Source organism: Streptomyces iakyrus (genome assembly GCF_000717055.1).
GTDB lineage: Bacteria > Actinomycetota > Actinomycetes > Streptomycetales > Streptomycetaceae > Streptomyces > Streptomyces iakyrus.
Genome location: NZ_JNXI01000020.1, coordinates 142,464 through 167,422, shown reverse-complemented (window position 1 = coordinate 167,422; position 24,959 = coordinate 142,464). Strand labels below are relative to the sequence as shown.

General features: G+C 67.2%; 23 protein-coding genes and 1 pseudogene. 4 read left to right on the top strand and 20 right to left on the bottom strand.

Annotation, left to right across the window (positions count from 1 at the left end; all coding sequences use genetic code 11):
* Nucleotides 1-20 precede the first annotated feature (20 nt).
* The 13 genes and pseudogenes from OO68_RS29925 to OO68_RS29870 form a co-directional block, all read right to left on the bottom strand.
* On the bottom strand, nt 21-1,418 hold the full coding sequence (locus OO68_RS29925) for a tyrosine-type recombinase/integrase (RefSeq protein WP_033312289.1): 1,398 nt from the start codon (nt 1,416-1,418) through the stop codon (nt 21-23).
* A 64-nt stretch (nt 1,419-1,482) separates the two neighbouring features.
* The gene (locus tag OO68_RS29920) at nt 1,483-1,686 is read right to left on the bottom strand and encodes a helix-turn-helix domain-containing protein (protein ID WP_033312288.1); all 204 of its coding nucleotides are present in this window, start codon (nt 1,684-1,686) and stop codon (nt 1,483-1,485) included.
* 469 nt (nt 1,687-2,155) lie between these two features.
* Nucleotides 2,156-3,631 (bottom strand): AICE element replication initiation protein, encoded by a 1,476-nt coding sequence (locus OO68_RS29915; RefSeq protein WP_033312287.1) that lies wholly within the window; start codon nt 3,629-3,631, stop codon nt 2,156-2,158.
* A 2-nt stretch (nt 3,632-3,633) separates the two neighbouring features.
* Entirely contained in the window at nt 3,634-4,521 is an 888-nt protein-coding gene (locus OO68_RS29910; RefSeq protein ID WP_209442629.1) for a bifunctional DNA primase/polymerase, read from the bottom strand.
* Nucleotides 4,522-4,611: 90 nt separating this feature from the next.
* Nucleotides 4,612-4,902 carry a hypothetical protein gene (locus OO68_RS29905; RefSeq protein ID WP_033312286.1) on the bottom strand — a complete coding sequence of 97 codons (291 nt, stop codon included), beginning with the start codon at nt 4,900-4,902 and terminating at the stop codon, nt 4,612-4,614.
* A 12-nt stretch (nt 4,903-4,914) separates the two neighbouring features.
* A complete protein-coding gene (locus OO68_RS29900; RefSeq protein WP_033312285.1) occupies nt 4,915-5,223 on the bottom strand; it encodes a hypothetical protein in 309 nt (102 codons plus the stop codon).
* A 233-nt stretch (nt 5,224-5,456) separates the two neighbouring features.
* Nucleotides 5,457-7,571, bottom strand: coding sequence for a hypothetical protein (locus OO68_RS29895; protein ID WP_033312284.1), 2,115 nt, complete (start codon nt 7,569-7,571; stop codon nt 5,457-5,459).
* A gap of 1 nt (nt 7,572) precedes the next feature.
* Complete coding sequence (locus OO68_RS29890; protein WP_033312283.1) at nt 7,573-9,168, bottom strand: hypothetical protein; 1,596 nt, start codon at nt 9,166-9,168, stop codon at nt 7,573-7,575.
* Between the two features lie 76 nt (nt 9,169-9,244).
* Nucleotides 9,245-9,584 (bottom strand): annotated as a pseudogene (locus OO68_RS47840) (RRQRL motif-containing zinc-binding protein).
* Complete coding sequence (locus OO68_RS29885) at nt 9,584-10,594, bottom strand: RNA polymerase sigma factor sigma-70 region 4 domain-containing protein (protein WP_033312282.1); 1,011 nt, start codon at nt 10,592-10,594, stop codon at nt 9,584-9,586. The pseudogene OO68_RS47840 and the gene OO68_RS29885 overlap by 1 nt, the downstream one beginning before the upstream one ends.
* Nucleotides 10,591-11,121 carry a hypothetical protein gene (locus OO68_RS29880; RefSeq protein ID WP_033312281.1) on the bottom strand — a complete coding sequence of 177 codons (531 nt, stop codon included), beginning with the start codon at nt 11,119-11,121 and terminating at the stop codon, nt 10,591-10,593. Before OO68_RS29880 ends, OO68_RS29885 begins: the two co-directional genes overlap by 4 nt.
* Nucleotides 11,118-11,447, bottom strand: a complete 330-nt coding sequence (locus OO68_RS29875) for a hypothetical protein (protein ID WP_033312280.1) — start codon at nt 11,445-11,447, stop codon at nt 11,118-11,120. The genes OO68_RS29880 and OO68_RS29875 overlap by 4 nt, the downstream gene beginning before the upstream one ends.
* Complete coding sequence (locus OO68_RS29870) at nt 11,444-11,710, bottom strand: DUF6284 family protein (protein WP_033312279.1); 267 nt, start codon at nt 11,708-11,710, stop codon at nt 11,444-11,446. The genes OO68_RS29875 and OO68_RS29870 overlap by 4 nt, the downstream gene beginning before the upstream one ends.
* A gap of 752 nt (nt 11,711-12,462) precedes the next feature.
* Between OO68_RS29870 and OO68_RS29865 the strand changes: the two genes are divergently transcribed.
* Together OO68_RS29865 and OO68_RS29860 are read left to right on the top strand one after the other, a co-directional pair.
* On the top strand, nt 12,463-13,179 hold the full coding sequence (locus OO68_RS29865) for an XRE family transcriptional regulator (RefSeq protein ID WP_078625521.1): 717 nt from the start codon (nt 12,463-12,465) through the stop codon (nt 13,177-13,179).
* A gap of 2 nt (nt 13,180-13,181) precedes the next feature.
* Nucleotides 13,182-13,655, top strand: a complete 474-nt coding sequence (locus OO68_RS29860; RefSeq protein WP_033312277.1) for an NUDIX domain-containing protein — start codon at nt 13,182-13,184, stop codon at nt 13,653-13,655.
* On the opposite strand, the gene OO68_RS29855 is transcribed toward OO68_RS29860, so the two are convergent.
* The 4 genes from OO68_RS29855 to OO68_RS44470 all read right to left on the bottom strand — a co-directional run bounded on the left by OO68_RS29855 (nt 13,652) and on the right by OO68_RS44470 (nt 18,107).
* Nucleotides 13,652-14,209, bottom strand: coding sequence for an HD domain-containing protein (locus tag OO68_RS29855; RefSeq protein WP_033312276.1), 558 nt, complete (start codon nt 14,207-14,209; stop codon nt 13,652-13,654). The two genes, OO68_RS29860 and OO68_RS29855, sit on opposite strands and share 4 nt — an antisense overlap.
* Nucleotide 14,210: 1 nt before the next feature.
* Nucleotides 14,211-14,672, bottom strand: a complete 462-nt coding sequence (locus OO68_RS29850; protein WP_033312275.1) for a GntR family transcriptional regulator — start codon at nt 14,670-14,672, stop codon at nt 14,211-14,213.
* 1,175 nt (nt 14,673-15,847) lie between these two features.
* Nucleotides 15,848-17,269 carry a hypothetical protein gene (locus tag OO68_RS46355; RefSeq protein ID WP_157852762.1) on the bottom strand — a complete coding sequence of 474 codons (1,422 nt, stop codon included), beginning with the start codon at nt 17,267-17,269 and terminating at the stop codon, nt 15,848-15,850.
* 13 nt (nt 17,270-17,282) lie between these two features.
* Nucleotides 17,283-18,107: a serine/threonine-protein kinase gene (locus OO68_RS44470; RefSeq protein WP_157852761.1), complete on the bottom strand. Its 825-nt coding sequence runs from the start codon at nt 18,105-18,107 to the stop codon at nt 17,283-17,285.
* 565 nt (nt 18,108-18,672) lie between these two features.
* Here OO68_RS44470 and OO68_RS45690 point away from each other — a divergent pair.
* Nucleotides 18,673-19,860, top strand: coding sequence for a tetratricopeptide repeat protein (locus tag OO68_RS45690; protein WP_167345924.1), 1,188 nt, complete (start codon nt 18,673-18,675; stop codon nt 19,858-19,860).
* A gap of 467 nt (nt 19,861-20,327) precedes the next feature.
* Nucleotides 20,328-21,803 carry a YidH family protein gene (locus OO68_RS46350; RefSeq protein WP_157852760.1) on the top strand — a complete coding sequence of 492 codons (1,476 nt, stop codon included), beginning with the start codon at nt 20,328-20,330 and terminating at the stop codon, nt 21,801-21,803.
* Here the strand turns inward: OO68_RS46350 and OO68_RS29770 are convergent.
* From OO68_RS29770 to OO68_RS29760, 3 genes are read right to left on the bottom strand one after another with little or no spacing between them, the layout of a single operon-like run.
* Nucleotides 21,784-22,710: an aminoglycoside phosphotransferase family protein gene (locus OO68_RS29770; RefSeq protein WP_063739346.1), complete on the bottom strand. Its 927-nt coding sequence runs from the start codon at nt 22,708-22,710 to the stop codon at nt 21,784-21,786. The genes OO68_RS46350 and OO68_RS29770 overlap by 20 nt on opposite strands.
* 46 nt (nt 22,711-22,756) lie before the next feature.
* Nucleotides 22,757-23,740, bottom strand: coding sequence for a zinc-binding dehydrogenase (locus OO68_RS29765; RefSeq protein WP_033312273.1), 984 nt, complete (start codon nt 23,738-23,740; stop codon nt 22,757-22,759).
* A gap of 44 nt (nt 23,741-23,784) precedes the next feature.
* Nucleotides 23,785-24,945 (bottom strand): FAD-dependent oxidoreductase, encoded by a 1,161-nt coding sequence (locus OO68_RS29760; protein WP_033312272.1) that lies wholly within the window; start codon nt 24,943-24,945, stop codon nt 23,785-23,787.
* Between the last annotated feature and the right edge of the window lie 14 nt (nt 24,946-24,959).

The window sequence follows — 24,959 nt, the reverse complement described above, 5'->3', positions numbered from 1 at the left end:
TCTGACCTGGGGTTTCGTCGTCAGCGGATGCGGCGTCGGCGCCGGGCGCGGGCCGCGCGGGTGTCGGCGGTCTCAGTTCTGGTCTCAGTGGGGCCCGGATCCGGGGTCGAGGGCGCGGGCACGAAAAACTCGCCCATGCGTCGCATGGCGTCCTTGGACAGGTGGGACCGGCCCTTCACGTATCGCCGGGTCTGGCTGATCTGGGTGTGGCGGAGGATCTCCATGATCGTGGGCATGTCCACGCCCAGCTCGTTGAGGATGGTGCCGGCGGTATGGCGGCTTCCGTCGTAGAGGCGGCGGTCATCGATCCCGGCCTCCTTGAGCAGCTCCTTAAATTCCTCGTAGTCGGCGCGCGGGTCGAGCGGGCGTCCGTCCGGCCGGGAGAACACGACATCGTGCTCCTGCCACAGCTCGCCGGCGGCGGCCCGCAGCTCCTCTTGCCCGGCCTTGTGCTCGTGCAGGAACGGGATGAACACAGGCGGGATCGGGACGGCGTTCCGGCTCTTCTTGGTCTTCGGGCGGGTGAAGACGAGCCCGCCCTCTTTTCGCTGGGGGCAGGCGCTCGCGTGCCTCGTGCAGGTCTTGGGGCACGGCTTCGGGCAGCCGCGCTTGTAGCTCTTGTGCCGGGCGCATCCGGCAGGGCACGGCTCGAAGCGGTGGAGGCGTGCCCCGCAGGCGTGCGTGTCCTCGCATCCGTGCCGCCACGTGAGGCGCTGCAACTGCCACTCGGGGCGGAACAGCTCCGCCTCCAGGTCAACGTACGACCAGCGCAGGCCGAGCGTCTCGCCTTGCCGGAACCCCATGCCGACGCCGACAATCCACCGCATGAACGTGGGCCGCTTCGACGCGGCCTCCAGGAAGGCCTTGGCCTCTTCCTTGGTGAAGGGGTTGGCCTCAATCTCATCGATGCTGGGCGGGTCCACGAGCGTGGCCACGTTCTCGCCGATGATGCGACGCCGGTGGGCGATCTTCAGGGCCCGGGACAGGATGCGGTGCACCTTCACGACGTGCGAGGGAGCATGGCCGGCGTCGAGCATGGCCCGGTACATCCGCTCCAGGTGCTCGGGCTGCAACTTGTCGATGCGGTGCTGGCCGACGCCAGGGATGATGTCGTTCCGGGTCTTCGACCAGTAGTCATCGAGCGAGCGTGGCTTGAGCTTCAGGCTCGCGATGTCGGTGAGGTAGGTCTCCATCCACCGCGCGACGGTGGGCTTTCGCCCCGCGGTGGTCGCGCGGCCCTGGTCGCGCAGTCGCTCCAGCTCCCGGACCTTGCGGCGAACCTCCGCCTTGGTCTTGGCGCGGCGGTGCCGGCGGTCGGGGCTGCCGTCGTTCTTCACGCCCATCGTGACGCGTCCGTGCCACCAGCCGTCCGCACCGAAGTAGATAGTCGATTCCATGTTGGGCTTGCGGGGGCTCATGTGCTCCTCCATGAGGGAGGCGCCCCGAGCGGAGTGCTCGGGGCGCCTCGGGGCGTGCGCTGGTTCAGTTGGGCAGGGGGGCGAGGCTCGCCACGTAGGCTTCGAGGTCCGTTCGCCGGATCCGGCGCGTGCGGCCCAGCTTGATGTACTTCAGGGCGCCTTCGGCCATCAGCTCGTAGATGGTGGATCGGCCGATGGCGAGCGCTTCGGCAGCTTCCTCGGGCTTGTACAGGAGTCGGTCGACGGGGGCGGCGGTCGCCGTGGTCATCCGGGATGCCTCCTAGACGGGACGGAGGGGTCTTGGGCGCTCTCAGGTCTCGTGTCTGTCCGAAGTGCGGATTTCTGCGTCATTGCGTCATCAGCGTCATCCGCGGTGCTGACCTGCGGCTTTGGGTGACGCAGTGGTGTGAGGGTGCGTCATCAAGGCGTCATGGGCTGCGTCATCGGGTGACGCAGATGACGCAGGATGACGCAGGCACCGCCGTCTGCGTCATGCCCCTAGCCGCAGGTCAGGGGCCGTTTCTCTGCGTGCATGACGCAGATGACGCAGGGTTCCTCCCCTTGGGACAAAAGAGGGGGTGGTGTCTGTTGCGGTGCGGTGCCGCTTCAAGCATGAAGAGCGAGCCGCTACGCGGCGCGTCCCTTGCAGGGCGGCTGTCGCCGCCGAACAGCAAGAAGAGCACGCCTGGCCGGTGGTGCTCTTCTTGCTTGTCCGGGGACGGTACGCGGGCGCGGGGTCAGAACATCCGCTTCTCCTCGTGGGGCGGCGGCGCCTGCAGGTGGGTCATTTCGAGGTAGCGGCCCTCGCTGGTGCGGCCCGATTCGATCAGGACACCCCGGGCGGCAACCGTGGGCTGGAGGCGCTTGAGCCGGTCGGAGAGGACCTTGCCGGTGGTCGGCCACCCCTTGGGCAGCGGACGCATGTCGTCGCCGCTGTAGAGGCGGCTTAGGCAGTGCAGCCACTCCGTGGAGGTCATCCGCTGCGCGCCGCCCGGCTCGATGGTCTCGGCGTGCTTGAGGACGGTCTGCGCGAGCAAGTCGCCCTCGATCACGTCGTCGTTGAGGTCGTCGAGGCTGCGCCGGTAGGCAGCGAGGGCGCCCAGGCCGGTCGCGGCGTCGAGCTGCGCGCACAGATGCGCGAAGTCCGCCATCCGCAGATCGGTCGGGGTCTCCGCCTCAGCCGCGCGGACCTTGACCGTGAGGTCGAGCAGGGAACCGAGAATGACCGGCAGAGCCTCGGCGTACTCCGCCCACAGCTCCGCCTCCGTGCGCCGGACGCGCGGGCGCTCCAAGCGCAGGGGCAGGAGGCGTTCGGCGAGGTCGGGCCGGATAACGCCGACGTCGATGCCGGTCAGGAGCATGGGGCGGCGGTAGCGGGCGCGGACCACGTCTCCGTCGGTGTAGAGAGCGCGTTTGACGTTCTCGGCGCCGGTGACGATGCAGCACATCGCGTCCGACAGGTCCGGGGTCATGTGGGAGAGGTTGTCCAGGGCGGTGACCCATCCGGCGGCCACGGCCGCGATCAGGTTCTCCTCGTCCTTCGGGGCGCGGCGCAGGTCGCCGCTCATGCCCTCGATGATCCGCACGAGCATCCGCCCGCCCGTGGACTTGCCGGCGCCCTGCGGACCGGTCAGGAACGGTGCCGGGACGGGCACGGACGGCCCGAGACAGCCGATCAGCCAGGCGATGGCCAGGCACTCGGTCTCGGCGCCGGCGAAGTTGCATAGCCGGAGAAGGAGATCGATGCCCTTGCCGTCGGTGTCCTTGACCGGCAGGGGCAGTTCGCCCGTGAGCTGTGTCCGGCGCCAGCACACTTCCCGCGGGTCGGGGATGGCAATGTCCCAGCCGGTGGGGTGGATACGGACGGACTGGCCGTCGGTGCGGCCCAGGTCCAGCCACGTCGCCCCGTCGAACCCGGGCGCCACGCGGATGTGGACGGGCTGCACGTCTTCGGTCAGCGCCAGGGCCTCGATCAAGTCCAGTGCCTCCTTGAGGGCGGTTCCGTTGAACACGCCCAGTCCGTCGCGGTAGAGACCGACCATGAGTTCCTGGCGGTGGCTGCCCGTCGTGCCCTGCGAGCGGATCGGGCGGGCCACGGGGTGGCCGTTCTTCTGCGCGTAGACGGTGCCGTCGGCGGTGCGGAAGTACCGGAAGTGGGCCTGTGCGTAGTCGGTGATGACCTCGCGGGCCGGGGTCTTGTCGTCGTCGGACATGCTCACAGTCCCAACCTGGTGCGGGCGTTGGTCCACGCGTCCGTGCAGTGCCGGAGGGTCTCGCCCTTGCCCTGCGCGGCGGCGAACAGCCGCGCCACGTGCGCGTCGGTGAGGCAGCCGCACCGGCCATGCGTCGAGAGCACGGCGAGGAAGGTGCGGTAGACGGTGGCGTGGACCGCGCTGCGGGCCTCGGTGATGCGCTGGACCGCCATGGCGATTCCGCGCTCCAGGTAGGCGGGCGTGCGATGGGGGCACGCCACTTCCCCGGTCGGTGCGGGGACGGTGAGGCCGTGCGGCGCCGGCACGGCCGGGGAGGCCTCCTTCACGGCGAGCACGCGGACGGTGTCCGGCAGGGCGGTCATGGTCCCGGTGCCAGGGCCGAGGTAGCGGGCGTAGGACATGGTCGACTTGATGTCGACGCCGGGCCGCACCGCGTTGTGCGACGACATCGCGCCCCGGTAGATCCAGTGCTCACCACGCGTCGTCTCCACGGTCCGGGTGACAGGCAGGGCGGTGCGGGCCCATGCGACGGCTTCCGCGTCGTCCAGGTCCACCACGGTCAGTTCGGCGCCGCCGGGATGGTAGGCGACGCAAGCGGCCCGTCGCCATGCAGCCATCCAGGCCGGGGAGGTGAGCACGGCCGGATCGGTGGTGGCGGCGGCCCAGCCGTGACATGGAACCGGGCACTGGCAGGGACCCGCCGCCTTCATGTTGGGTCGGTCCCCACAGCCGCCATCCCTGCAGTCGGGGCAGTTGCCGAACGGCATCTTCCCCGCGCGCAGGGGTAGCACCGGCACACCGGTAGCGGCCAGTGGCAGCGCGGTCCGCAGGGCTTCGGGCAGTGCGCTCGTATCGCCGCGCCCTCGCCGGATCAGGGTCGGTTGCGTCATGCTGGGAGACCTCCACAGGTCAGTTGGATGGCAGGTGGGCAAGGGCGGCCCCGGTTCTTTGGCGAGATGCGGGGGCCGTCCTTGGCGTAGCTAGAAGGGCGGTTCGTCGCTGTATCCGTTGGGCGCCCACGGGTCGGGGTCCTGCCGGTGCCGGTACAGCCAGCGGGGGCGGCGGGGGATGGGCAGCAGGAACCAGCGGCGGTCCTCGTTCCAGCAGGGGCAGGGCTCCCAGTTGGTGCCCGCGTACTCGCCGGTGTCGTGGTCGCCGTAGTGGTGCTCGGTGCCGCCCACGCCGTCGCACTCGGGGCAGTCTGGGCGGGGCGTGTCGGTCAGGATCAGCGCGTTGCGCGGCCACGTGGCGCGCTGGATGCGCAGTCGCATTTGGTCTCCTTGTCAGTGCTTGCCGCGGGTCAGGCGCAGGGTGATGCCGCCGATGCCGACGGGTCCGGCGACTCCGGCGATGACGGTGGCGGTGTGGGCGGCTGCGTCGAGCAGGAAGCACAGGGCGGCGACCAGTCCCCAGCCACCGGCGACGGTCGCCCCGGCGATGGCGAAGGGGATCAGGATGCGGCGCCACGGAATGCCGTTCGGCGGGGCGTCGTGAACGACGATGACGATGGGCTGTCCGGTGGCCTGTGCGCGCTGCCAGTCGTCGGCGGGTATGTGCGGGGCGATGTTCCCCGGCGGGGTCCGGTGGGCCATTGCGGGACTCCTCTTGGATGAGCCGCGGGCCCGCACCATCCGGTGGTGCGGGCCCGTGCGGGTGGGCGCGTGCTTGTCGCGTTGCTTGTCGTCTCCCTTGTCGCGTGCTTGTCGTCTGGCTTGTCGCTTGTCTTGTCTTGTCGCTTGTCGCCTTGCAGGTCACAAGCTGTTTCCGCGCTCTCAGACACGGCACGGCGGCATGTGTTCCGGCGAGGGCGACAAGCGACAAGTGATCAGTCCTCGGAGGGCTGGTCGGGGGCGTGGTGGCGGTGGACGTAGCGGGCTTTGGTGCCCTCTCCGAGGCGGACGGCGGTGCCGTCCTTCACCCAGTCGCGCAGCCAGCCGACGACCGTCTGACGGGACGTGCCGTGTTCGTCGGCGAGTGCGCGGGCGATCGCGGAAGCTCCGGTGCCCTCCCGTCCGGCCGCGAGCAGCAGCGCCAGGGCGGCCTGCTGCGCCGGGTTGTCCTGCTCGCTCCGCAGCGCCGACAGGTTCAACCCGCCAGTGGACGGCGTCCCGTGACTCCCTGCGGGACTCTGCGGTTCGGGGGCGGTGCCGAACTGTGCGTCGATCTGCTCCCGGAACTTGCGCAGCATCTCGTTTTCCGGCGAGAGCGGCACCTGCTCCTGGTCGCTCAGGGCAGACAGCTTCAGCCCCGCTCCCGCCGTGTCGGTGGTGCTGCCGGCATCGCCGTCGATCTGGTCGCGCATCCACGCGATGCGCTCTGAATCCCAGCGGCGCGTGTAGGCGGGCCCGGCGGCCTTGGCGGACACCGCGTCGAGGGTGGGGTGCCGCTCTGAGGTGGCGGCGATGATCTCCCGGATCTGGTTGGGCAGGATCCGCCAGGCTTTGAACAGCGCGGCTGGGGACTCCGGGGTGCCCATGAATCCGGCGCCCTTGTGCGGGGCTTGGTCGACGCGCAGTCCGCGGGAGCCGGGGAACATCTTCGACAAGTCCATGCCCTCGGTCTCACCGCCGGTCAGGGCAACCCTGACCTTGGCTTCCCGCCGGATCATGAGGTTGCTCAGCACGCTCCCGGTGGCGCCCAGGGCGGTGAGGACGGTGCGGATGCCCATGGCGCGGGCGATCCGGATCACTTCCAGGATCTTCTCTCCGAGCTTGCGCACTTGGCGGTCCGGGCTGGCCAGGATTTCCGCGCCCTCGTCGATGACCAGCATGATCTGCGGGATCTTGGCGCTGATGGGCAGCAGATCGGTGTTGGCCTTGGCCAGGACGTCCTGGTAGCCCATCTTGCGCTGCTTGGCCACGCGCACGGCGGTGTCCAGCATGGTCATGGCCTCGTCGTACGTCCCGGCGAGCCAGTCAATGCCGGGCCGGACTGGCTTGCCGTCCGGGGTGCTGATCTCGCCGTTGAGGGCGGGGAGCACCCAGGGCAGGCCGGCCGATCCGGCGTTGAGGTCGATGACCCAGGTCAGGATGTCGTCGGCGCGGGCGAACCCGGCGAGGATCGAGTGGACCATGTTCGTCTTGCCCGATCCGGTCGGACCGACGATCAGCGCGCACTGCTCGCGCAGGTAGGCCAGGATCTGCTCGGCGTTGGTCCGATACCCCCACGGGATGCCGGTGTGAACGGACAGCGGCCCGTAGTCGGCGGGGTAGGTGCGCTCCTGCTCCAGCACGTTGACTGTGGTCACGTCGATGATGACGCGTCCCTGGTGGATGCCGGGGGAGGCGGTGGCGGTGCAGCCGTGCGGCAGCCGAGCGTCCGCGGACAGGCGGGCGGACTCGGCGGCAATCTTGCTCCAGGTGGCGCCACCGGCCGGGAGTTCGGCGTCGATGGAGTATCCGGCGCCGGTGGCCCACTGTTCGACTCCGACCACGCGCACGGTGATCGAGCACACCCGCTGGATGCGCTCCACCCACTCCGCAGCGATCGCCCGCCGGTCGGCGGACAGCTCGGCGGCGATCTGCCGCTGCTCCGCCGTGATGGCCTCTTCCTCCCGGGCCTCTTCGAACAGCGCGGTGGAGCGGGCGGCGGCGCCGATGCCGACGCCGATCGTGGCGAGGGAGCCGAGGGCGGCCCAGGTCAGGGGGCCGTGGGTCATGGCCCATGTGGTCCATCCGGCGCCCACGAGCCAGGAGGCGGCGCGGGTGGCCAGGGTGCGGCGGGCGTTGCGCACGCGCAGGCCGACGATGGTGTGTCCGAGGGCGCCGGCGGCGCCGACGGCCAGGGCCCAACCGGGGGGCATGGCGGTGGCGGCGCCGGTGGTGGCGACGGCGAAGGCTCCGGTGGTGGCGGACAGGGCGCCGGTCACGGGTCCGTGACCGGCCGCCCAGTCCAGCACCGGCCCACTGCCCTGCTGTTTGGCGGTGGCGGTGCTGCTCATGTCAGACGTTCCAGCCCTTCTCGGCCTCGGTGCCGTTGCGGGGGTCCTCGTGCCGGGCGATGTCCTGCTCGTGCACCTCGCGGAACAGCGGGCCCATGTCCTCCGCGACCGCGACGGCGGCCATGAGGGCGCCGAAGATGTCGTTGAAGCCGTCGGCAACCGCCTTCTCCAGCGGGAACTCCGAGTCGGAGCGCTCCGCGAGGATCTTCATCACGTTCGCCACGCTCGTGAGTGCGGCGGGCAGGCCCTCGACCATGGCGAGGATCTCCATGGCGTTGTCGGGGTCGTAGGAGTTGGCGGCCTGCTCCATTTCGGCAGCGGCCTCTTCGAACCGGAAACCGGACACGTGCGCTCCTTCACTCGGGTCGTTTGTGCTGGTGGGAACGGTGGACGCGGGCCGCTCGACGCTGTCCGCGATGCCGTCCGCGCCGTCCTTTGCCGCCTCCGCGTCGGCGGCGGCTTCCTGCTCGGCCTGCTCCTGGCGGATGGCCTCATCCCGCGCGGCCCGCTGCTCGGCAGAGACACCGGCCAGCCGCCGGTATAGGCGCCGGCCGGGGTGGATCAGCCAGGGCAGGTTGAGCTTCCGACCGATCGGGCTGGTGACCAGCCCGAGCAGACCAACCGGCAGGGCGAGCAGGGCGGCGAGCAGGCGACGGCCGTGGAAGCGGGCCGCAGAGCGGCGCAAAGCCTCCCGGGCCGCCCGGCGGGCCGGGGCTTTGCGGACCGCTGCCCGCTTGGCCGCGACCGTGCCGGCCGTCTTGGCGTCCCGCTTGGCGCGGCTCTTGGCGACCGCAGCGTCCCGCGCGGCGCGGGCCTTACGCGCGGTGCCCCCGAGCATCCGGCCCGCCAGAGCACCCTTTCGCCCGGCGCGGGACAGGGCGTCCTTGCCGCCGCCGGTGGTGCGGGCCTTGGCGTTGCGGCGAGCGTCGGCGACCGCGCGGCGGGCGGCGGTGGTCTGTGCACGCTGTCCGGCGCGGGATCCGGCCGTGGCCTGCTGCGCGCTCCGCAGAGCCTTGACCTGTCCTACCCGGCCCGCCGCCTTACCCAGGGCGCCGGCCGCGCGCTTGGACGAGCCCTGACCGGCCTTGCTGCGGGTCTTCCCGGCCGTGGCGGTGCTGCCGTGCCGGGCACTCGTGCCCGCTCCGCGGCGGTGCTGGCCGGACCCGCTGCCCGATCGGCCACCACGAGCAGCAGACGATCGGCCCCCAGCGCGGCTGCCGGGCGCTCCCGCACCGCCGCGGCGCAGACCCGCGCTGCGGGCAGCGGACCGGCCGGCGGTACGGGCCGCTGCCCTCCGGGCTTCCTTGCGCGGGTCGGCCTTGCGGCTGCGGGTGGCGGCGACGGTGCCGAGGACGGCGGCGCCGGTCGCGGCCACCATCGCGGCGATCGGGCCGCCGGCCAGGGCGGCGGTGGCGACCATGCCCACGGTGCTGTTCGCCCCGGACAGAGCGAGCGGCACGACCGGCCAGCCGCCGGGTGTGTGCTCCACCTCGGCCACAACCGGAGCCGGAGCCTGCTCCGTTGGTGCAGGTGAGGGAGGGGGCGGTGCGGGCGCGGGAGCCTCGACGGCTACCGGCTCGGTGCTGAGTTCCGTCATGCTGTGAGCACTCCTTCACGGGAGTAGGGCCCGGCCAGGGCTGTAGGAGGCGTATGGCCGGGCCCGCCAACAGGGCTTATGCGGCGCGCTGTTCGTCGGGATAGGCGCCCGGGGGTGCACATGCCGAGTGCCGGCGGGATGACGTATCCGGCATCCCGCCGGCACTCGGGGCAGATACGGCGGGCGGCGTTGGCCTTGGCCAGGGCCGCCCACTTCGCGGGCGTCATCGGCCGAACCGGCTTCGCCGTGTCTATGCGGTAGAGGTAGGCGACCAGCGGGTCACGACGGCGCCGGGGACGCTCCACTTGCGCTGCCACGTCCTGTCCACCGGGCCGCAGCCCGAGGGCGCGCAGCTGGCGGCGCGTGGCTAACCCGTCCGACGCCAGGCGCCACCGGTAGACGGGAAGGGCACCCATCACTGACCCGCGATGGCGAGTTCAGCGCGACCACCGGCGGCGGGGGCGCGGTGCTCGGCGTAGCGCTGGGAGACCCAGCCGACCGACCAGCCGCACAGCTCCGCCGCCTGGCGCACCGACAGGCCCGACTCGAAGGCAGCGGCCACGATCCGGCGCGCCTCGACCTCCGGCAGCTTGTCCTCAGCCGGGCCGCGCTCCAGCAGCGCGGCGCGTTCACGCTCGGCCCGCTCCTCGCGTTCACGGCGTTCACGCTCCGCCTTCTCGGCGCGCTCGCGCTGCTCGGCCTCGGCCCGCCCCCGGGCCTGCTGTTCAAGCCGCAGCCGCTCTTGTTCACGCTGTTCACGCTCGCGTTCACGGCGTTCACGAGCCTCCCGCTCGGCAGCCTCAGCCCGCTCCCGGGCCTCACGCTCCTCGCGCCGCTGCCGCTCCTCCCGCTCCGCCTGCTCACGGGCCAAGCGGGCTTCATGTTCACGCTGTTCACGCGCCAACATCGAGGCGTGCTCACGCTCCTCCCGCGCCTCCGCGCGGGCCTGCTCGGCCCGTTCCCGGGCCACCCGCTCCCGCCGTTCCCGCTCGGCTTTCTGCTCAGCTTCCAGGGCCGCCACGGCGGCGGCGATCGCCCGCCGGTAGGCCAGGCTGGTCTCTGCCGTGACGATCAGCAGCAGCGGAGCAACCGAGTGGACGGCCACGCCCACCAGGTCTTTCTTCAGTGCGGAGTCAGCGGTGTTGAGGGCGAGGGTCATCAAGCCCGTCATCCAACGCAGGGTGATGGGCCAGCGTCCGGCGTTGCCGCCCAGGCGGGCCAGCACGTCATCGAGCTTGACCACGATGACCACCGCCGCGTCCACAACCAGAGGCAGGATCGGGGCCGTCCAGTCCCATTTCTCGGCCGTGTGCTTGGCCATCAGCGGCGTCACGGTGAGGATCGAGTACAGCATCGCCCCACACACGATCAGCCACGTACCGCCCGACAGGGCGCGCTCCGCTGAACGCGTCTGAACACTGTTCACGCTGCCCCCTCGATCGGCTTGCGGTCGGGCATGTGAGCGCGGCGGAACCCATTGGAGGCGGCGTTGTAGATGAACGCCTCACACCGCCACATGGACGCGGACGCCGGGCGTTCACCCGAGGGCACCCACCGGTCCGGATCGGCGCCGTGGGTGGCGGTATCGGCGTAAGCGTCCTCGCGGCAGGCGTAGATGGTGTGCGGCTCGCCGTAGTGCAACAGCACCGTCAGCGACCGCCCCTCCATCGACTCGCCCTCCAACTGCTCCCGCAGCCGGCGGATCTCGATGTCCTTCAGCAGCAGTTCCTGCTGCGCGGCAGACAGCTCCGCCACCGCGCCGGCCAGGAGCTCGCCCACCTCGGCCGTGGCAGCCTCCGCCCGCTCCGCGCGATTGGTGACAGCGAAGAGCTCCCGCACATGGCGGCCCCAGGCGGCATCCGCCTGCGCCTGCGTGTCCCGGGCGCGGATGCGTGCCTGCTCGGTCTCCCGCTCCAGCCGACGCAGACGGCCGGTGGTCACAATGCGGATCACGCCGCGCCCCCAATGGGCTCCGGGGCGCATGCATTGCTGTAGCCGGTCAACTCCAGCACGGATCCCGCGAAGTCGGCGGACGCCTTCAGCACGCGCGTTCGGCCGTCGCCCTGCTCGCGGTAGACCACCGCGCCCGGGGAGATGCCCAGCGCCTCCCGCCAGACCTCGAAGTCCGGCAGGCCGCGGTGGAAGCTCAGCTCCAGCCGGTCCGGGAAGACGGGGGACACATGCACGTCCGGCGCGGGAAGGTGGCTGAAGTCCACGGCCAGCAGGCGCAGCGCCCGCAGCGGCACGGCCAGGCCGTCCAGCGTCAGGTCCTCGCTCACGCCCCCACCTCCGTCACCGTGCGGGTCTGGTTCGTGAGCTCGCGACGCGTGGCCAGCACCTTGCGGCGGGCCCGGCGCAGCCGTCGCGCGTCCAGCTCGGTCACCGGCCGGTCCATGAGGCTGATCTGAACGTCCAGCTCCTCGACCTCCGCGCGGATCAGCGGCATCTCGGCGTCGATGGCGTCCAGCTCCGCGTCCGTCGGCTCGCGGTCCTGCTCGCTCGCGTCGATGTCGGACAGCATGTGAAGGGGGAGAATCTTCATGGGTCGTGTTCCTCTCGAAGTGTGGAACGGCCCGAACGCGGCTCCCGGGTGGCACCCCGGGGGCCGCTTGCCGTTGAAGCCGGAAACGTCTCGGCTCCCCGCGCCCCGCCCGTACGGCGCCCGCGCGGTACGCGGGCCCGGACGGGCGAGGGAGGCAACCGGCCGCAGCGTTAGCCGCTGCGAGGACAGGAAGGGAGCGGACCGGTTCGGCCGCGAGCGTGCCTTCCGCTCGCGGACCTGGATGACGTGCTGGCACCCGCCGGCCGATCCGTCACGGCGGCGCCCAAAGTCTTCGTCGATGCACTGGAATGCCTGTCTGTCGGGGTCAGCAGGGGTAAAGCACTGCAAGGGGGACCACGTCCCCACCCTCCGGCCGTTGCTCGCGGTCGCCGGGCCACCTCGCCAGTACGGGCCGAAACCCTGTTCTGCCTGGCCTTCAGCGGGATTGCAGCGTCCCCGCCTTCTGCGCATGCGGCATGAAGCCGCGTTCCGACCGAGGTGGTGCACTCGGCCGTTGCGGTACCTGTTTTACAGGTTCCGCATGAGGGTCCGTCAAGTACGCCGACGGAACCTCCTGGTTTCGCGCCGGCACTTCTTGGCGCACATTCAGAATCGCTGCTGGTCAGGGGAGTTGGTTACCTCGCACGTAGACAGCTGTCGGCCTTCTAGCTACGGTCAAGAAGTCCCTAGAAGTCCCTACGGGGGTGCAGATGTCGAATGAACGTTTACGGTCCGCCCTCCTCGCACGCGGCATGACCGTGCAGAGCCTCGCCGAAGAGATCGGCGTCATCCCGAAGACGATCGAACGCTGGATCACGCAGGGCAAAGTCCCGTACCGGCGTCACCAGTACGCAACGGCGGCGGCGCTGAACGTCGACGTGACGACGCTGTGGGATGACAGCCGTGCTGTCGAAAGCGCAGCGGATCTGACCAAAGCCGAGATCGCGGCCGTCTACCCCCACCGGCACGTCGTGCCGTCAGCCCTCTGGCGCCAGATGTGCGAGCGGGCCACGGAGCGCATCGACATCCTTGTGTACGCCGGCATCTACCTGGCGGAGGACCCGCTCTTCTTCTCGACGCTGAAGCAGAAGGCCGAGAGTGGGGTCCGTATCCGCGTGCTCATGGGCGATCCAGAGTGTGAAGCCGTTGTCCGACGCGGCATCGACGAAGGTCACCGCATCATGGATGGCAAGATCCGCAATGCGCTGGTGAACTACCGGCCGCTGTTCACCAGCCACCCCGAGATTGCCTTCCGCCTGCACGACACGGTGCTCTACAACTCGATCTACCGCGCCGATGACGAGATGTTGGCCAACACGCACGTGTACGGCATCGGCGCCTACATGGCGCCCGTGTTCCACCTGCGGCGACTCCCCGGAGGTGGTCTGTTCGACACCTTCGCCAATAGCGTTCAGCAGACCTGGGAAGGCGCCAGGCCGGTAACCGAACGCGACATCACGGGAGCTTGACCATGGGACGTATCGACTACCTGCACGACCCGGACGCCCCGCCGGCCAACTCGGTCGTGCCGTCCGTCGTCGCGTTCGTACAGAACGACGCGGGACAGGTGCTGATGATTCAGCGTTCCGACAACGGGCGCTGGGCACTGCCCGGCGGTGGTCACGACGTGGGGGAGTCGATCAGCGACACCGTTGTCCGCGAGGTCTGGGAAGAGACCGGGATCAAGGCGGAAGTCGTCAACATGTCCGGGATCTACACGGACCCCGGGCACGTGATGCAGTACGACGACGGCGAGGTCCGTCAACAGTTCAGCATTTGCTTCCGCGCGCGGCCGATTGGCGGTGAACTCCGGACGAGCAACGAGACGACTCAGGTCCGCTGGGTCGACCCAGCGGACCTGACGACGTTGGACGTGCACCCCACGATGCGGCTCCGGATCGAGCACGCCATGGACCGGGCGCGCACGACTCCCTACATCGGCTAACGCTTGGCGGCGGCGACCCGTTCGAGCACGCGGGACGTGCAGGCCAGGATTTCCGGTTCGGCCCGGCGGATGAACTGCCCGATCAGGCTGTCCGGCCCGTACCGTCCGGCGATCTCGTTGATCCGGTCGATCGGGGTCGTGGACGTGCCGTCCGGTGTGGTGTTCATGTCGCAGTAGCAGAGCGCGTCGTTCAGGTGCGCGCTCTCGCGTGGGAACTCGCTCTCCAGCTCCTCGCGCATGCCGCGCGCTTCCGCCTCCATCCAGGCGCAGGAGTGGTGGGCGACGAGGTTGATGATCCGTTTGTCGGCGCCGGCCACGTCTCGGAGGTAGCGCGCGCCGTCGAGCGGGTGAAAGCCCGTCTTGGCCAGGTCCGGCGCGTAGCCGATGTCATGCAGGACTGCGGCAGCCTCCAGCAGATCCGCGTCCTGGTCTAGAACGAGCGCGATTGTGCGGGCTCTGTCGGCGACACCGAGGCAGTGCTTCCATCGCCGCGGCAGCGGCTCGGCGAGCAGGGACTCAGCCAAGGGATAGGCCCACTCCGTCAACTTCGGCAAGCTACGAACTCTCCTCTCGCGTCGGCAAGGTGCGGACGGTCCGCACCTTGCCCTGTCCGCCCCCCGCCAGCACGCCGGCGGTTTCCAACTTCTCCAGTGCTTTGGCCACTGTCGGACGTGATACGCCGAACCGCTCGGCGAGCACGGAAGCGCTCGGGAACGCTTCCCCCACCTTGAGCCCCTCAGCCGTGATGATGTCAGCGATCCGCTGATCGAGCGGTCGCCGGTCGACTCGCGCACCTGCGCGCACAACGCGCCACCGCTCACCTGGCGATGGTTCGGCCATACCTTCCAGCCGCAGCACGCTGAACGCGCGGAGGGCGACTCCTCGCGAGACCTGGTAGGCGTGCATCACTTCAGCCAAAGACGGAAGCTCCGTCATGTCAGGGTCGGCCTCGATCTGCTGCTTCACCGAGTCGGCAATCTTCAGGAAGGTCCCCCGAGGGTTGGCCTGCTGCGACACTCGCTCTCCCTCTCCGTGCGCCCGTCGTCACCCACAAGACTCCCATGAGGAGCAATCCTTGCAGAGTGCGTCACGTCGCCATCCAGCCTGAGTAGTGGATCAAGGGCCAGGCACTGGCTCTAGCCGTCGGTCGTTTGTCGAGCGAAGAACCGGCCTGGCGCTTCCGCTGGGCGGAGTGCTTTGGAGCTGGATAGGGCGACTGTAAAGAAGGAGGCGATCCTAGAGACAGACCAGTCTGTCAACTGGCGACTGAGAAGGAGCCATGTCGGTGATCTCTCGGATGGTAGGTCGAAAAATCGGACGTGCAATTTGCAGGTCGACGCTCAAGGCAGATGCAACGACATCGATTTAGTCGCTCCGTCATCGAGGACGCCAGAATGTCCGCTAGACTTCTATTGCTCGTGTATGTTCCGAGGTTCGAGTCGAGGGAGCCGCGCTCATGCCAAAAGCGCAATTTGTGAGAGAAGCTGACATGCTCGAACCGATTGTTAAGCATGCATCCAAGTTGATTGGCGCCAGAAGCAGGGTGTTTTTCGAGGTTCAGTCAACCTCGGGTGTCCCTGACGTTGTCCTCGTATGTTTCGATGAAGAGGCGGTCCGTCGCCGGCGTCTGCGATCACAAGGTTTGATCCTGGACCTTGCTGACATGAGTGTCCTATTTTCCCTGCAAAAGAGACTGGGTGAGACCCTGTCTCCCTCTCAGATCGCCAAGCAGACCCATTTGAGCCCTGGGCATATTTCCTCTGCCGTCCTCCCCCGGCTTGCTCGCTCGGGACACGTAGAGAAGCGTTCGAGGGGGCAGTGGAGGGCAGTGAGCCGATTCCGTAGCCTGGCTACTCGAATCTGCACCATCGAAGCAAAAATTCGCGATTGGCGAGGAGGGTATCACCAAACCCTTCGCCACGGCCTAGCGGCCGATGAGGCCTGGCTAGTGCTGGACGCTGAGTTGTCCGCTCCGGCTCTCGCACATCGTGACTGGTTCTCGATCGCCGGAATTGGGCTTGCATCTCTAGACCAGAAGACCGGGCTCAAGCCGCTGGTTCCTCCGAAGCCGGATAGAGGCCAGGGGGGGAGTGTTTACAGGGAGCTGCTCGTGGAGAGAGCCGCTGAGCTATGCATGCGTGGCAAGGTGAGCGGCCCCATCCATCACGTGTTTGGAAGTGACCTAACCACTTCTACAGGGCCTGACCCCAGGCGTCCAAATGCTTTGGAGACTGTTCCGCACTGAGGGGCAGACCAGTCGAGAATCTCTGGGCGGCTGCAACAATTCTTCTAAGAGCGGCGTGCCTTCCATTGCGGGCCGAGTCTCGGTGCACCTTAGCTGTGAGTTCCCCCATGCTGTGTAAGTAGTGGAGAGCGGAAAGTTCGTGAGACCATGGCTCGTTTGCGAAGAGCGCAGGGCAGTATGGGCATGTGCACCGTGTATAGCCAGGCGTCCTGGCCAGTACGTTATGCGTGTTCCTATCGAGAGTGTGGAGAAGCTGCCTCTCGAAGTACCGTTCAATCGCGCCCTTCGCACCGGCGCGGAATACGTATTCGGCAAACGCCTGATCGGCTCCGCTGACGCCAAGTCCAAACCCAGCAGCTCCGTGGGCAAGGGAATACCAGCCAGTCAAACCAGTCTGCGGCAGGAGAAGACACCTCTCCTCATCCGCGCACAGGTTTGCAAGCTTCTTGATTCCTGCAAGTAGCTCGGCGTCGTCTGGGGGAATGAACGCCTTACCCTGAGCCCACTGCACGCGGACGTACAGGGTGTCAAATTGATCCTGGTCCATGATTTGGTCCAGGAGGCGGTTTCTGAGCGCAGGGCTCGAAAGCCAGCGTGCTGGCAGCGTGAGATTTAGAGCGACGCGTTCGCAGCGGTCAAGATGAGAAAGGACGTCGTCGCCTTGCTCGTAAGTTCTGTCCAGAGATTTTTGAGGATCGTCAGGGTCGAGCGCCCTTCCTGGGGTCAGGAGGAGATTGGCGCCGGAAGCTCTTTGAGCGTCGAGCACGCGCTGTACCCAACCAGATGTTTCGGCGTGCGCGAGGTACGGGGCGTTCTTGTATCCGCGAGCCTTGATCGGTTCTTTTGGTAACCTCAGAATGTCTGTATCGAGGAGGTAGCAGCGGGGGTCTGCAATCCGAAGCGCTGAGACTGGAGAAAGAGCGAAGAAATCACGGTGAGCTTGCGAATTGGCTGATGGGAGGTTAGCAATTGCCCCCAGAGCCAAGCTGTCTCCGTAGGATGCGTGAAGGCCGACGAGAACACGAGGTATGAACCTGTGATACCTGCCTCCCCGCTGAACGAGGTAAATGGGTCGCGACCCCGCTAGCGCCTCATCGCGTTCGATCCTGGGCGGCGCGTTACCGCTTCTACTCGCCACTGATCCCGCTGGCGGAGCGGTGACTACGCTGCCAGCATTATCGCCACTCAGTATGAGGAAGCCATCCTCGCTGGGCAGGGGCACATATTCGTCTTCTGCGTCTAGGTAGGCATTGAGTGCCGCGTTTTGTAGCTTTTCCTCGTCTACCACGGGCCAGTCGAGTTCATCCTCCACGCCGGTTGACCAATCCAGGTCCTCCTCAGGCATCGGATCGGGCTCGTCCTGATGCATCTCAATCCCCCAATTAATAATCGCGGCTCAGGCGTATCAGATTACTTGAAACGCTTCCTCGCTCGTGCTCCACCACCGACGTGAGTCGATCAAGAATTGCCGAGACGCTTTTTGGGCAGTTGCTGGATAGCGGCTGTGGCCCCTTAGTCAGGCACGTGTACGCCTCGTCGACAGTGTACTTGTTTTCGATCTTATAGAAGGGGTGATTTCCCGTCAGGGCGTGCCTTACCGTTACCCCGATAGCCCACAGATCGGCTGCTTTTCGTGCTCGCTGTCCGATGAGTTGCTCGGGCGCCATGTAGGGAAACGTTCCAATATGCCCGGGGTAGATGGTGATAGTGCTCGCGTCGATCTGCTTAGCAAGGCCAAGATCCAAAATGACTGGGTCAGACCACCTACCGTTACGCAATGCGATATTCGCGGGCTTGATGTCGCGGTGGATAGTGGCAGCCTTGTGTAGGGCCTGAACTCCAACTAGAAGTCCCCTGAGGAACTCCTCTGCATGCTCGGGTGGCAACAGCTTGCCATCAGCTATCCGCCCCTCAAGGTCCCCACCGGCGATGTACTCGAACCGCAACCCTGGCCTGGCTTTACCGCCAAGTTGGACAGTGATGGGGCCGCGGAAGGCGACGACGTGCGGTGAGCTGACGCGTCGAAGTCCCTCGACTTCCCGTTCCAGCCGAGCCATGGAGTAGTCATCGGTACAGATGATCTTGACTGCCTCACCGCCTACCTTCCATGTGTCGCCGAAGGCGCCGGCGCCGAGGAACGATGCCTCCGCGCCTAGCTGCTTAGCGACCTCTTCAGGCGCGAACCGTGGCACGGCAGGCTGGTTCAAGACTCTCCTCGCCTCGTTGTGCGCTACGCCAAGTGATGGTGCGACCACACAATCATGCAGCATCTCGTCACACGTTCAAGGGGTTCGACGGAACCTGCCCTGCTCAAGGCCCAGATGAGGCGGAAACGCTTCCGCAGACTCCATCTCGCTTGTGGTCTCAACGAGGTCGGGCTCCAGCGGAGTCCACTGACGTTGGGGAGAGCCGGGCGCCCTTGCTGAACAGCGATTACGTGACTGAGTTCCGGCGGTGGACACCCCCGACCAAGATCAGACAACCCCTAATGGGCCTGACAGCGGTAGGCGATGTTCACGGCGCGCGACAGTATGCGGTGGACCTTGAGCACGTGGGGCGGGGCGGCGCGCCCCTCGCCGGCCCTGTAAATCCGTTCAGGCGTTTCCGTTCGAGGCCCCCGGGATGATGTTGCTGCGGGCTGGACCAGTAGCCATCGAGGGAACGAGGACGAGCTTCATCCGCGGCGTGGTGAGGTACGTGTCCATCCATCCACTGGGCCACCACGAGGGGGCCCCAGATGCATGTATGGCGTTCTGGAGTAACCATGGAATCATGAAGCGATCACGTAGAGTGAGCGCCGCGAATGTCGATGCCGCCCGCGAGATCAAGATGTGGTCGGCCGCCGCGGTCGCTATTTATTCCGTAGCGGTTATCGCTTACCTCTTTCAGTTCCCATGGACCAAAGCTTGGTCTGTCTTGGGAGTGACTGTACTTACTGGCGCTTCAGCCTTCGCTTTGGGCCTGCTTCTGGGTTTTCTTTTCGGGCTCCCGCGAACCCTCGAAGATGTTGAGTCCATCTCGCGTCGCGAAATCATCATGCAAGCCGCAGGGAAAATTGACGCTGAGCATCCGTGGCCGGTCTACCGCTCAAATACAAATCTGGAGCAGATATCTGATTGGCTCACCAAGATCCTAGTCGGCGTCGGGTTGATACAGCTCATTAGGATACCGAGCGGCATGGAGTCATTGGGTGAATGGCTTAAGCCCGCCTTGGGGGATGTCGCAAGTAGTGAGATATTTGCGATTGGGCTTGTGCTCTATAACGTCATCGGCGGATTTCTGATTGGCTACTTGCTTACGAGGCTTCGAATGGCTCAAGCGCTCAGCTCCGCTGAAGCATCCATGCGTCAAGAGAAAGCTGAGCTGCAGGACGCGATCAGGTCCATCTCGCACGGTAGCAAAGCCGAGCGCGACAAGGTTGACGATGAGGAGACGAAGGACGAAGATCGGCGTCCTGTATCGGAAGACGATCGGCGCGCCGTATCGGAACTTAAGGCGAGAGTCCAGACTCTCGAAGGCGCAGGCGGTCGTCTAGACGCGGACGCATACTGCATCCTTGCGTATGAGCTTAAGCGTGCAGGTAAGTATGTGGAGGCGGAAGACGCCTACCTGAAGGCCGCAGAAATGCGGCCGGAGGATCCTGTCCCATTGACCTACGCTGGAGTGCTTCGCGGAAAGTACATGGGGGATTATGACAGAGCGGACAAGCTCTATCGCAAAGCGATTGCGCTAGACCCCACATATACGCCGGCAATCTATAATCTCGCCTGTAACGAAAAAAGAAGGGGCAGGGTGCGTGAGGCGCTCACGTTGCTAGCAACTGCCGTTTCCGCGAGTCCAGAAAAGTACCGCCGCATGGCTCGCGAGGATGAGGTTTGGGACGACCTTAGGGGTGATCCGTTGTTTATTAGCATAATCGACAACGGAACCAATGGAGATTCAGGCGATGCTAGGAAGTGAACTGTGGCGATAGGATCGCAGGGTTGGTGCTGCCCGCGGCACTGGTAAGAGTCAAACCTTCAGCGACCAGTCTGGAGGGTAAGGAGGCCGGGTACAAGGTCGAGGCCCGGTCTCATTTGCAGTCTCACTCACGTCCGATCCGCCGTCGTCCATCGTTGTGTGCCGGATTCCATCACCCCTTTCCGAGCAGGGGTGAACCTGTTTGGTGGATGCCCCCGGACACATCTGGACCAAGATCCGACAACTTGTAATGCGTAGGTCGTCGGTTCGAATCCGACAGGGGGCTCTGGTGAAACCCCAGGTCAGATGTGCTCTGACCTGGGGTTTTGTCGTCAGCGGATACGGCGGCGGTACAGGGCGTCTGAGGATTGATCAAGGGCGCGTCGCTCGGCACGCTGCTGTGGGCCGGAACCCTGAACGGAGTAGCCCCCCGTGCGCATCGCTTACCCAGGTTTCAGCTTTGCCCTATGAGTATGCAGCCATGGGTGACCGTGGGTCCGCCTGATGGCCGCGGTCTACGCAAGATCACAATCGGCGGCGAGGTGGTCGGCAGCGCCTGGTCACTTCGTGACCTGCGGAAGATTCTCGACCGCCTCGGCTATGCGGAATTGGATGACACATCGTTCTACTGGCGCGGAGGTGACAAGGAGACCTGGCCCGACTGCCCATGGAGACGGCGCACGATCCTCGCACTGATGATAGGGGGAATGCTCGGCTCTGCGATCTTGCATCTGAGTATCGGCTGGCCGGATGCTCTCCGGGCGCTCACTTTTGCGCAGCGAATCGTAGGAGCCATTTTCATCCTGGCCGGCTTATTGCTGGTTGGGGCGGTGCTTGCAGTGTATGACTATTGGGGCAGGCGGGAGTTCAGGCCGTCGGGGACAGTCGTCCTGGTCGGCACATTAGTTACTCTGGCGTCCAGCATTCTGCTTTTGATCATGTGGCTCGAAGAGAGGGAATACACGCCCTATCTGCTGGCATTTATTCCACTCTCTTTTTGGTCCCTCTGGGCGCTTTGCTTGCTTGTTCGCGAAAAGCCGTGGAAAGAAGTGCCCCATCCGACGAGGTTTGCGGCTGGGGTGGCCGTAACGGCACTCCTTACGGCGGTAAGCCTGGCCTACTCGACCATGTATCAACCTACGTCCGCACCCATCAATATCACACTCAAGGTGGAATTTGGGACACCGCAAAAGAGTCCAGACCCTCAATATATTCACGTTCCGCTAAGGTTGCATGCAAAGAACGATGGGGGGATTCCTGTATACATCCTCAACAGTGATTACACGGTCCTGGGGTCGTCGGTCAGCTACTCCGCCAGCGGTGAAGGGTTGGATCAGTGGGCAGCTGCTACAGAGGATCGCGGCGATACCGCCGAAGCTCAACGGCATGCCAGTAATGACGAGGATGCAACAGTAGGTTCAGGGCCCTTCTATTACCCTGGAGCCTGGCTCGAAAAAGGAGAGCAATATGCCAAGAGTACGGTAATCAGGATTCCCAGGCGAAGCAAGTACGACACGTTGAAGGCCTCGCTTTCCATCGACATCATGAGGAAAGACCGAGGGAGGATTGATGAAGAATTCTCCATCTCCAGATTCTCCTGGGGGGAGTATGAGGGGGAATTCTACTGCCCTCTGAATGAGTGCCGGGATTACGGGCCGTACGTCGTCTATCACGGGCGCGTTCACCACAATAACAACCTGATCAACGTGACGCGCAGGCCGCGGTATGTGACGGCTTTCTGGGGTCCGGAGGCCACTTACAGTCACTACATTTCATCCCTCGATCTCAAGAGAAAGACAATAGCGGCATATGAAGATGCCCTGTTCGGCTCGGCAGGAGCGCAGGCGGAATGGCGGAGAGAACGGTACAGGTACGGCGTAGGAACGGTTGAAACCTATTCCGAGACGTCAATGAGTGCATTGCTCATTCGCTCCGGGGAGTGAAGGCAGAGACTTGCATCCGGTCGCGCAGCCGCCGGGCGATCTCCAGCTGGGCGTCGTCGACGGGGCGGCCGTCCTCGATGTCCCACAGGGTGTTCTGGAGGAGGCGGGCGAGGGTCCAGGCGTGGGCTCGGGGGCGGTCCAGGGTGAGGATGTCGGTCATGGCGTCGAAGCGCCAGAGGATGTCGTCGGGGTCGTAGCGGTTGTCGAGGGCGGGCCACAGTTCGAAGCCGGGGTCGCCGGCGAGGGGCTTGGGGTCGATCGCGAGCCAGGGGGCGCGGCCGGAGGCGAGGACGTTCTCGTCGTGGAGGTCCCAGTGGAGGAGGCGGTCGCCCGGTTGGTCGACGACCTCGCGGACGGCGGCCGCGCAGTCAGCGATCAGGCCGCGCGCCTCCGGGTCGGGGATGCGGGCCAGGGCCCAGGGGGTCCGGTCGAGCATGCCGCGGGCGATGTCGCCGAGGCGGCGCATGCCGGGCGGGGCCGGGAAGGACGTGAGGTGGGACAGGAGTTCGGCGATGGTGACCACGGCCTCGTGAACGTCCGGCACGTGGGACAGCATGCGGGTCTCGTCGAGGCGTTCCAGCAGCATCGTGCCGGTGGGCTCGTCGTGGTCGAGGAGGCGGACGGCTCCGTCGCCGTTCCAGGCGCGCAGCGCGACCGGTTCGCCCGCGCTCTCCTCGTCGAGGATCTGGAGCTTGAGGACCGCGGGGGTGCCGTCGGCGGTCCGGACGACCGGCACGACCAGGGCGGAAACGCCGTGCATCGGAGGGCCGTCGGGCTTCAGGCCCCAGTGGTCGAGGAAGCGGGCCGACTGCTCCGGTAGTCCGGCGATGAAGGCGCGGCCCGCCTCTCCGTTGAACTTCTCCTGTGCTGCCGCCAGTTCCCGGGGAATGTCGATCACTCTCGGCACGGTAGCCGGGCGCCCCGGGCTGGGCAGGCGATTTTGTCGGGGCCGGTCAGGGCTCCAGGACCACCTTTCCGGTCGTGCCCCGGGTCTCCAGCGCCCGGTGCGCCGCCGCCGCCTCGCTCAGCGGGAAGCGCTGGACGGCCGGGGTGAGCCGTCCGGACGCGGCCTCGGTGAGGGCGCGCAGTTCCAGGGTGCGGACGGGGTCGGGTCCGCCGGCCTTCCCCAGCATCACCGGGCCGAGGACCTCCTCGGAGACGCCGTCGACGAGGTAGGGGCCGCCGCCCTGGATGCCCTCGCCGGACCAGCCGAAGACGATGTGCTTGCCGCCCGGGCCGAGGAGGGCGACGGCCTCGCGGGCGACGTCGCCGCCGACGCCGTCGAAGACGACGGTCGCGGTCCGGCCGCCGAGGTGCGCGCGGACCTTCGCGGGCCAGGCGGGGTCCTTGTAGTCGACGGCGAGGTCGGCGCCGCCCGCCTGCACCCTGGCGGTCTTCTCCGGCCCGCCCGCGAGGCCCACGACGGTCGCGCCGGCGTTCTTGGCGTACTGCACGAGGAGGGTGCCGAGGCCTCCGGCGGCGGCCGGGACGACGACCACGGAGTCGGGGCCGAGGTCGGCGAACTGGAGGATCCCCATCGCCGTACGGCCCGTGCCGATCATGGCGACGGCCTCGGCGAAGTCCAGGTTTCCGGGGATCTCGTGCAGGCGCTCGACCTCGGTGACGGCCAGTTCCGCGTAGCCGCCCGGGACGAAGCCGAGGTGGGCGACGACCTGCTTGCCAAGCCACACCTCGGCCACGCCCTCGCCCAGGGACTCGACGACACCGGCGACCTCGCGGCCGGGGATGGTCGGCAGCGGCGTCGGCTCGGCCGCCGGGCCACCCGCCATGCCCTCGCGCAGGGCGGCGTCCAGGAGGTGGACGCCCGCCGCCCGTACGGCGATCCGGACCTGCCCCGGGCCCGGCAGGGGGTCCTCGACCCGCTCGTAGCTGAGGTTCTCGGCCGGGCCGAAGGCGTGCAGGCGGATGGCGTGCATGGCGACTCCTCTGGAGGGGCGTTCGGTGCGACCAGTGTTCAACCTCAAGCTTGCTTGAGGTCAAGCTCGTGCCGGCCGAGGGCCAGGGAGACCGCCGTCAGGGCGCTGTTGAAGGACACCTCCGACAGCACACCGGGGGCAGCGACCTGGTCACCGGCGAGGTAGACCCCGTCGCCCCGGTCCACGGCCGGCCGGTCGCGCCAGCTGGTGCCGGGGAGGTCGACCGCGCCCGTACGGCCGTTCGCCACCGAGTCGCGCCGCCAGGTGAGCCGTTCGCGCCAGCCGGGGAAGCCCAGGTCGAGCAACTGCTCGGCGCGGGCTGTGCCGTCGGCCTTCGACTCATGCGGGGCGATGGGGATCTGACCCTGGATCAACTGCTCGCCGGCCGGGGCGAGACTGCGGTCCTGGGCCGTGAACCGTTCCAGCCAGCCGGGTGCGTCCAGGTCGGAGACCGCGAAGGCGTCGCCGCGCCGGGTGCGGACGGCCAGGTCGACGAGGGCGGTGCGGCCGCTCGGCCAGGTCAGGGAGTCGTCGCCGAGCAGGCGGCGGGCGGCGTCGAGGGAGGTGGCGACGACGACCGGCGTGTCGGTGGGGAGCGTGTCGACGCGGGACAGCGTCTCCATCCGGACGCCAAGGTTCCAGGCGTGGGCGGCCATCCGGTCGATGAGGCTCGCCCAGCCGCCGCGCGGGTAGTGCGCCTCGGGCGGCAGCTTGGTGGCGCGGCGCAGCCGCTCCTGCACGAACGCGGCCGACAGCGATCCGGGATCGTGGTGGAACAGGGCGACCGCCGAGTAGTGGGCGGCGGCCCTGGCCCCCTCCTCGCCCGCGATGCCCGTCGCCCAGGTCAGGAAGTCGGCGTCGACGGGTGCCTGCCGGCCTGTCCGGCGCAGCAGCTTCAGCATCGCGAAGGGCGGGGTGCGGCGCAGCACGCCCTGGTGCCGGAGCCGGAGCCGGGCCGCTTCCAGGGGCGGCAGCGGGGCGAGCGGCCCGATGAGGTCGCGCTGCCTGAGCCAGGCCCAGTGCGGGCCGCCGTTGTAGAGGGCGTGCGGGCCCTCGTTGGTGCGGTACGGGCCATCGGCGGTGCGGGCCCGGCCGCCGAGCGTGTGGTGGGCCTCGTGGACGGTGACCCTGGCGCCAGCCTCGGCAGCGGTGATGGCCGCGGTCAGTCCGGCGAAGCCGCCGCCGATGACGGTGATGCGGTGCATGACTTGGATCTCCC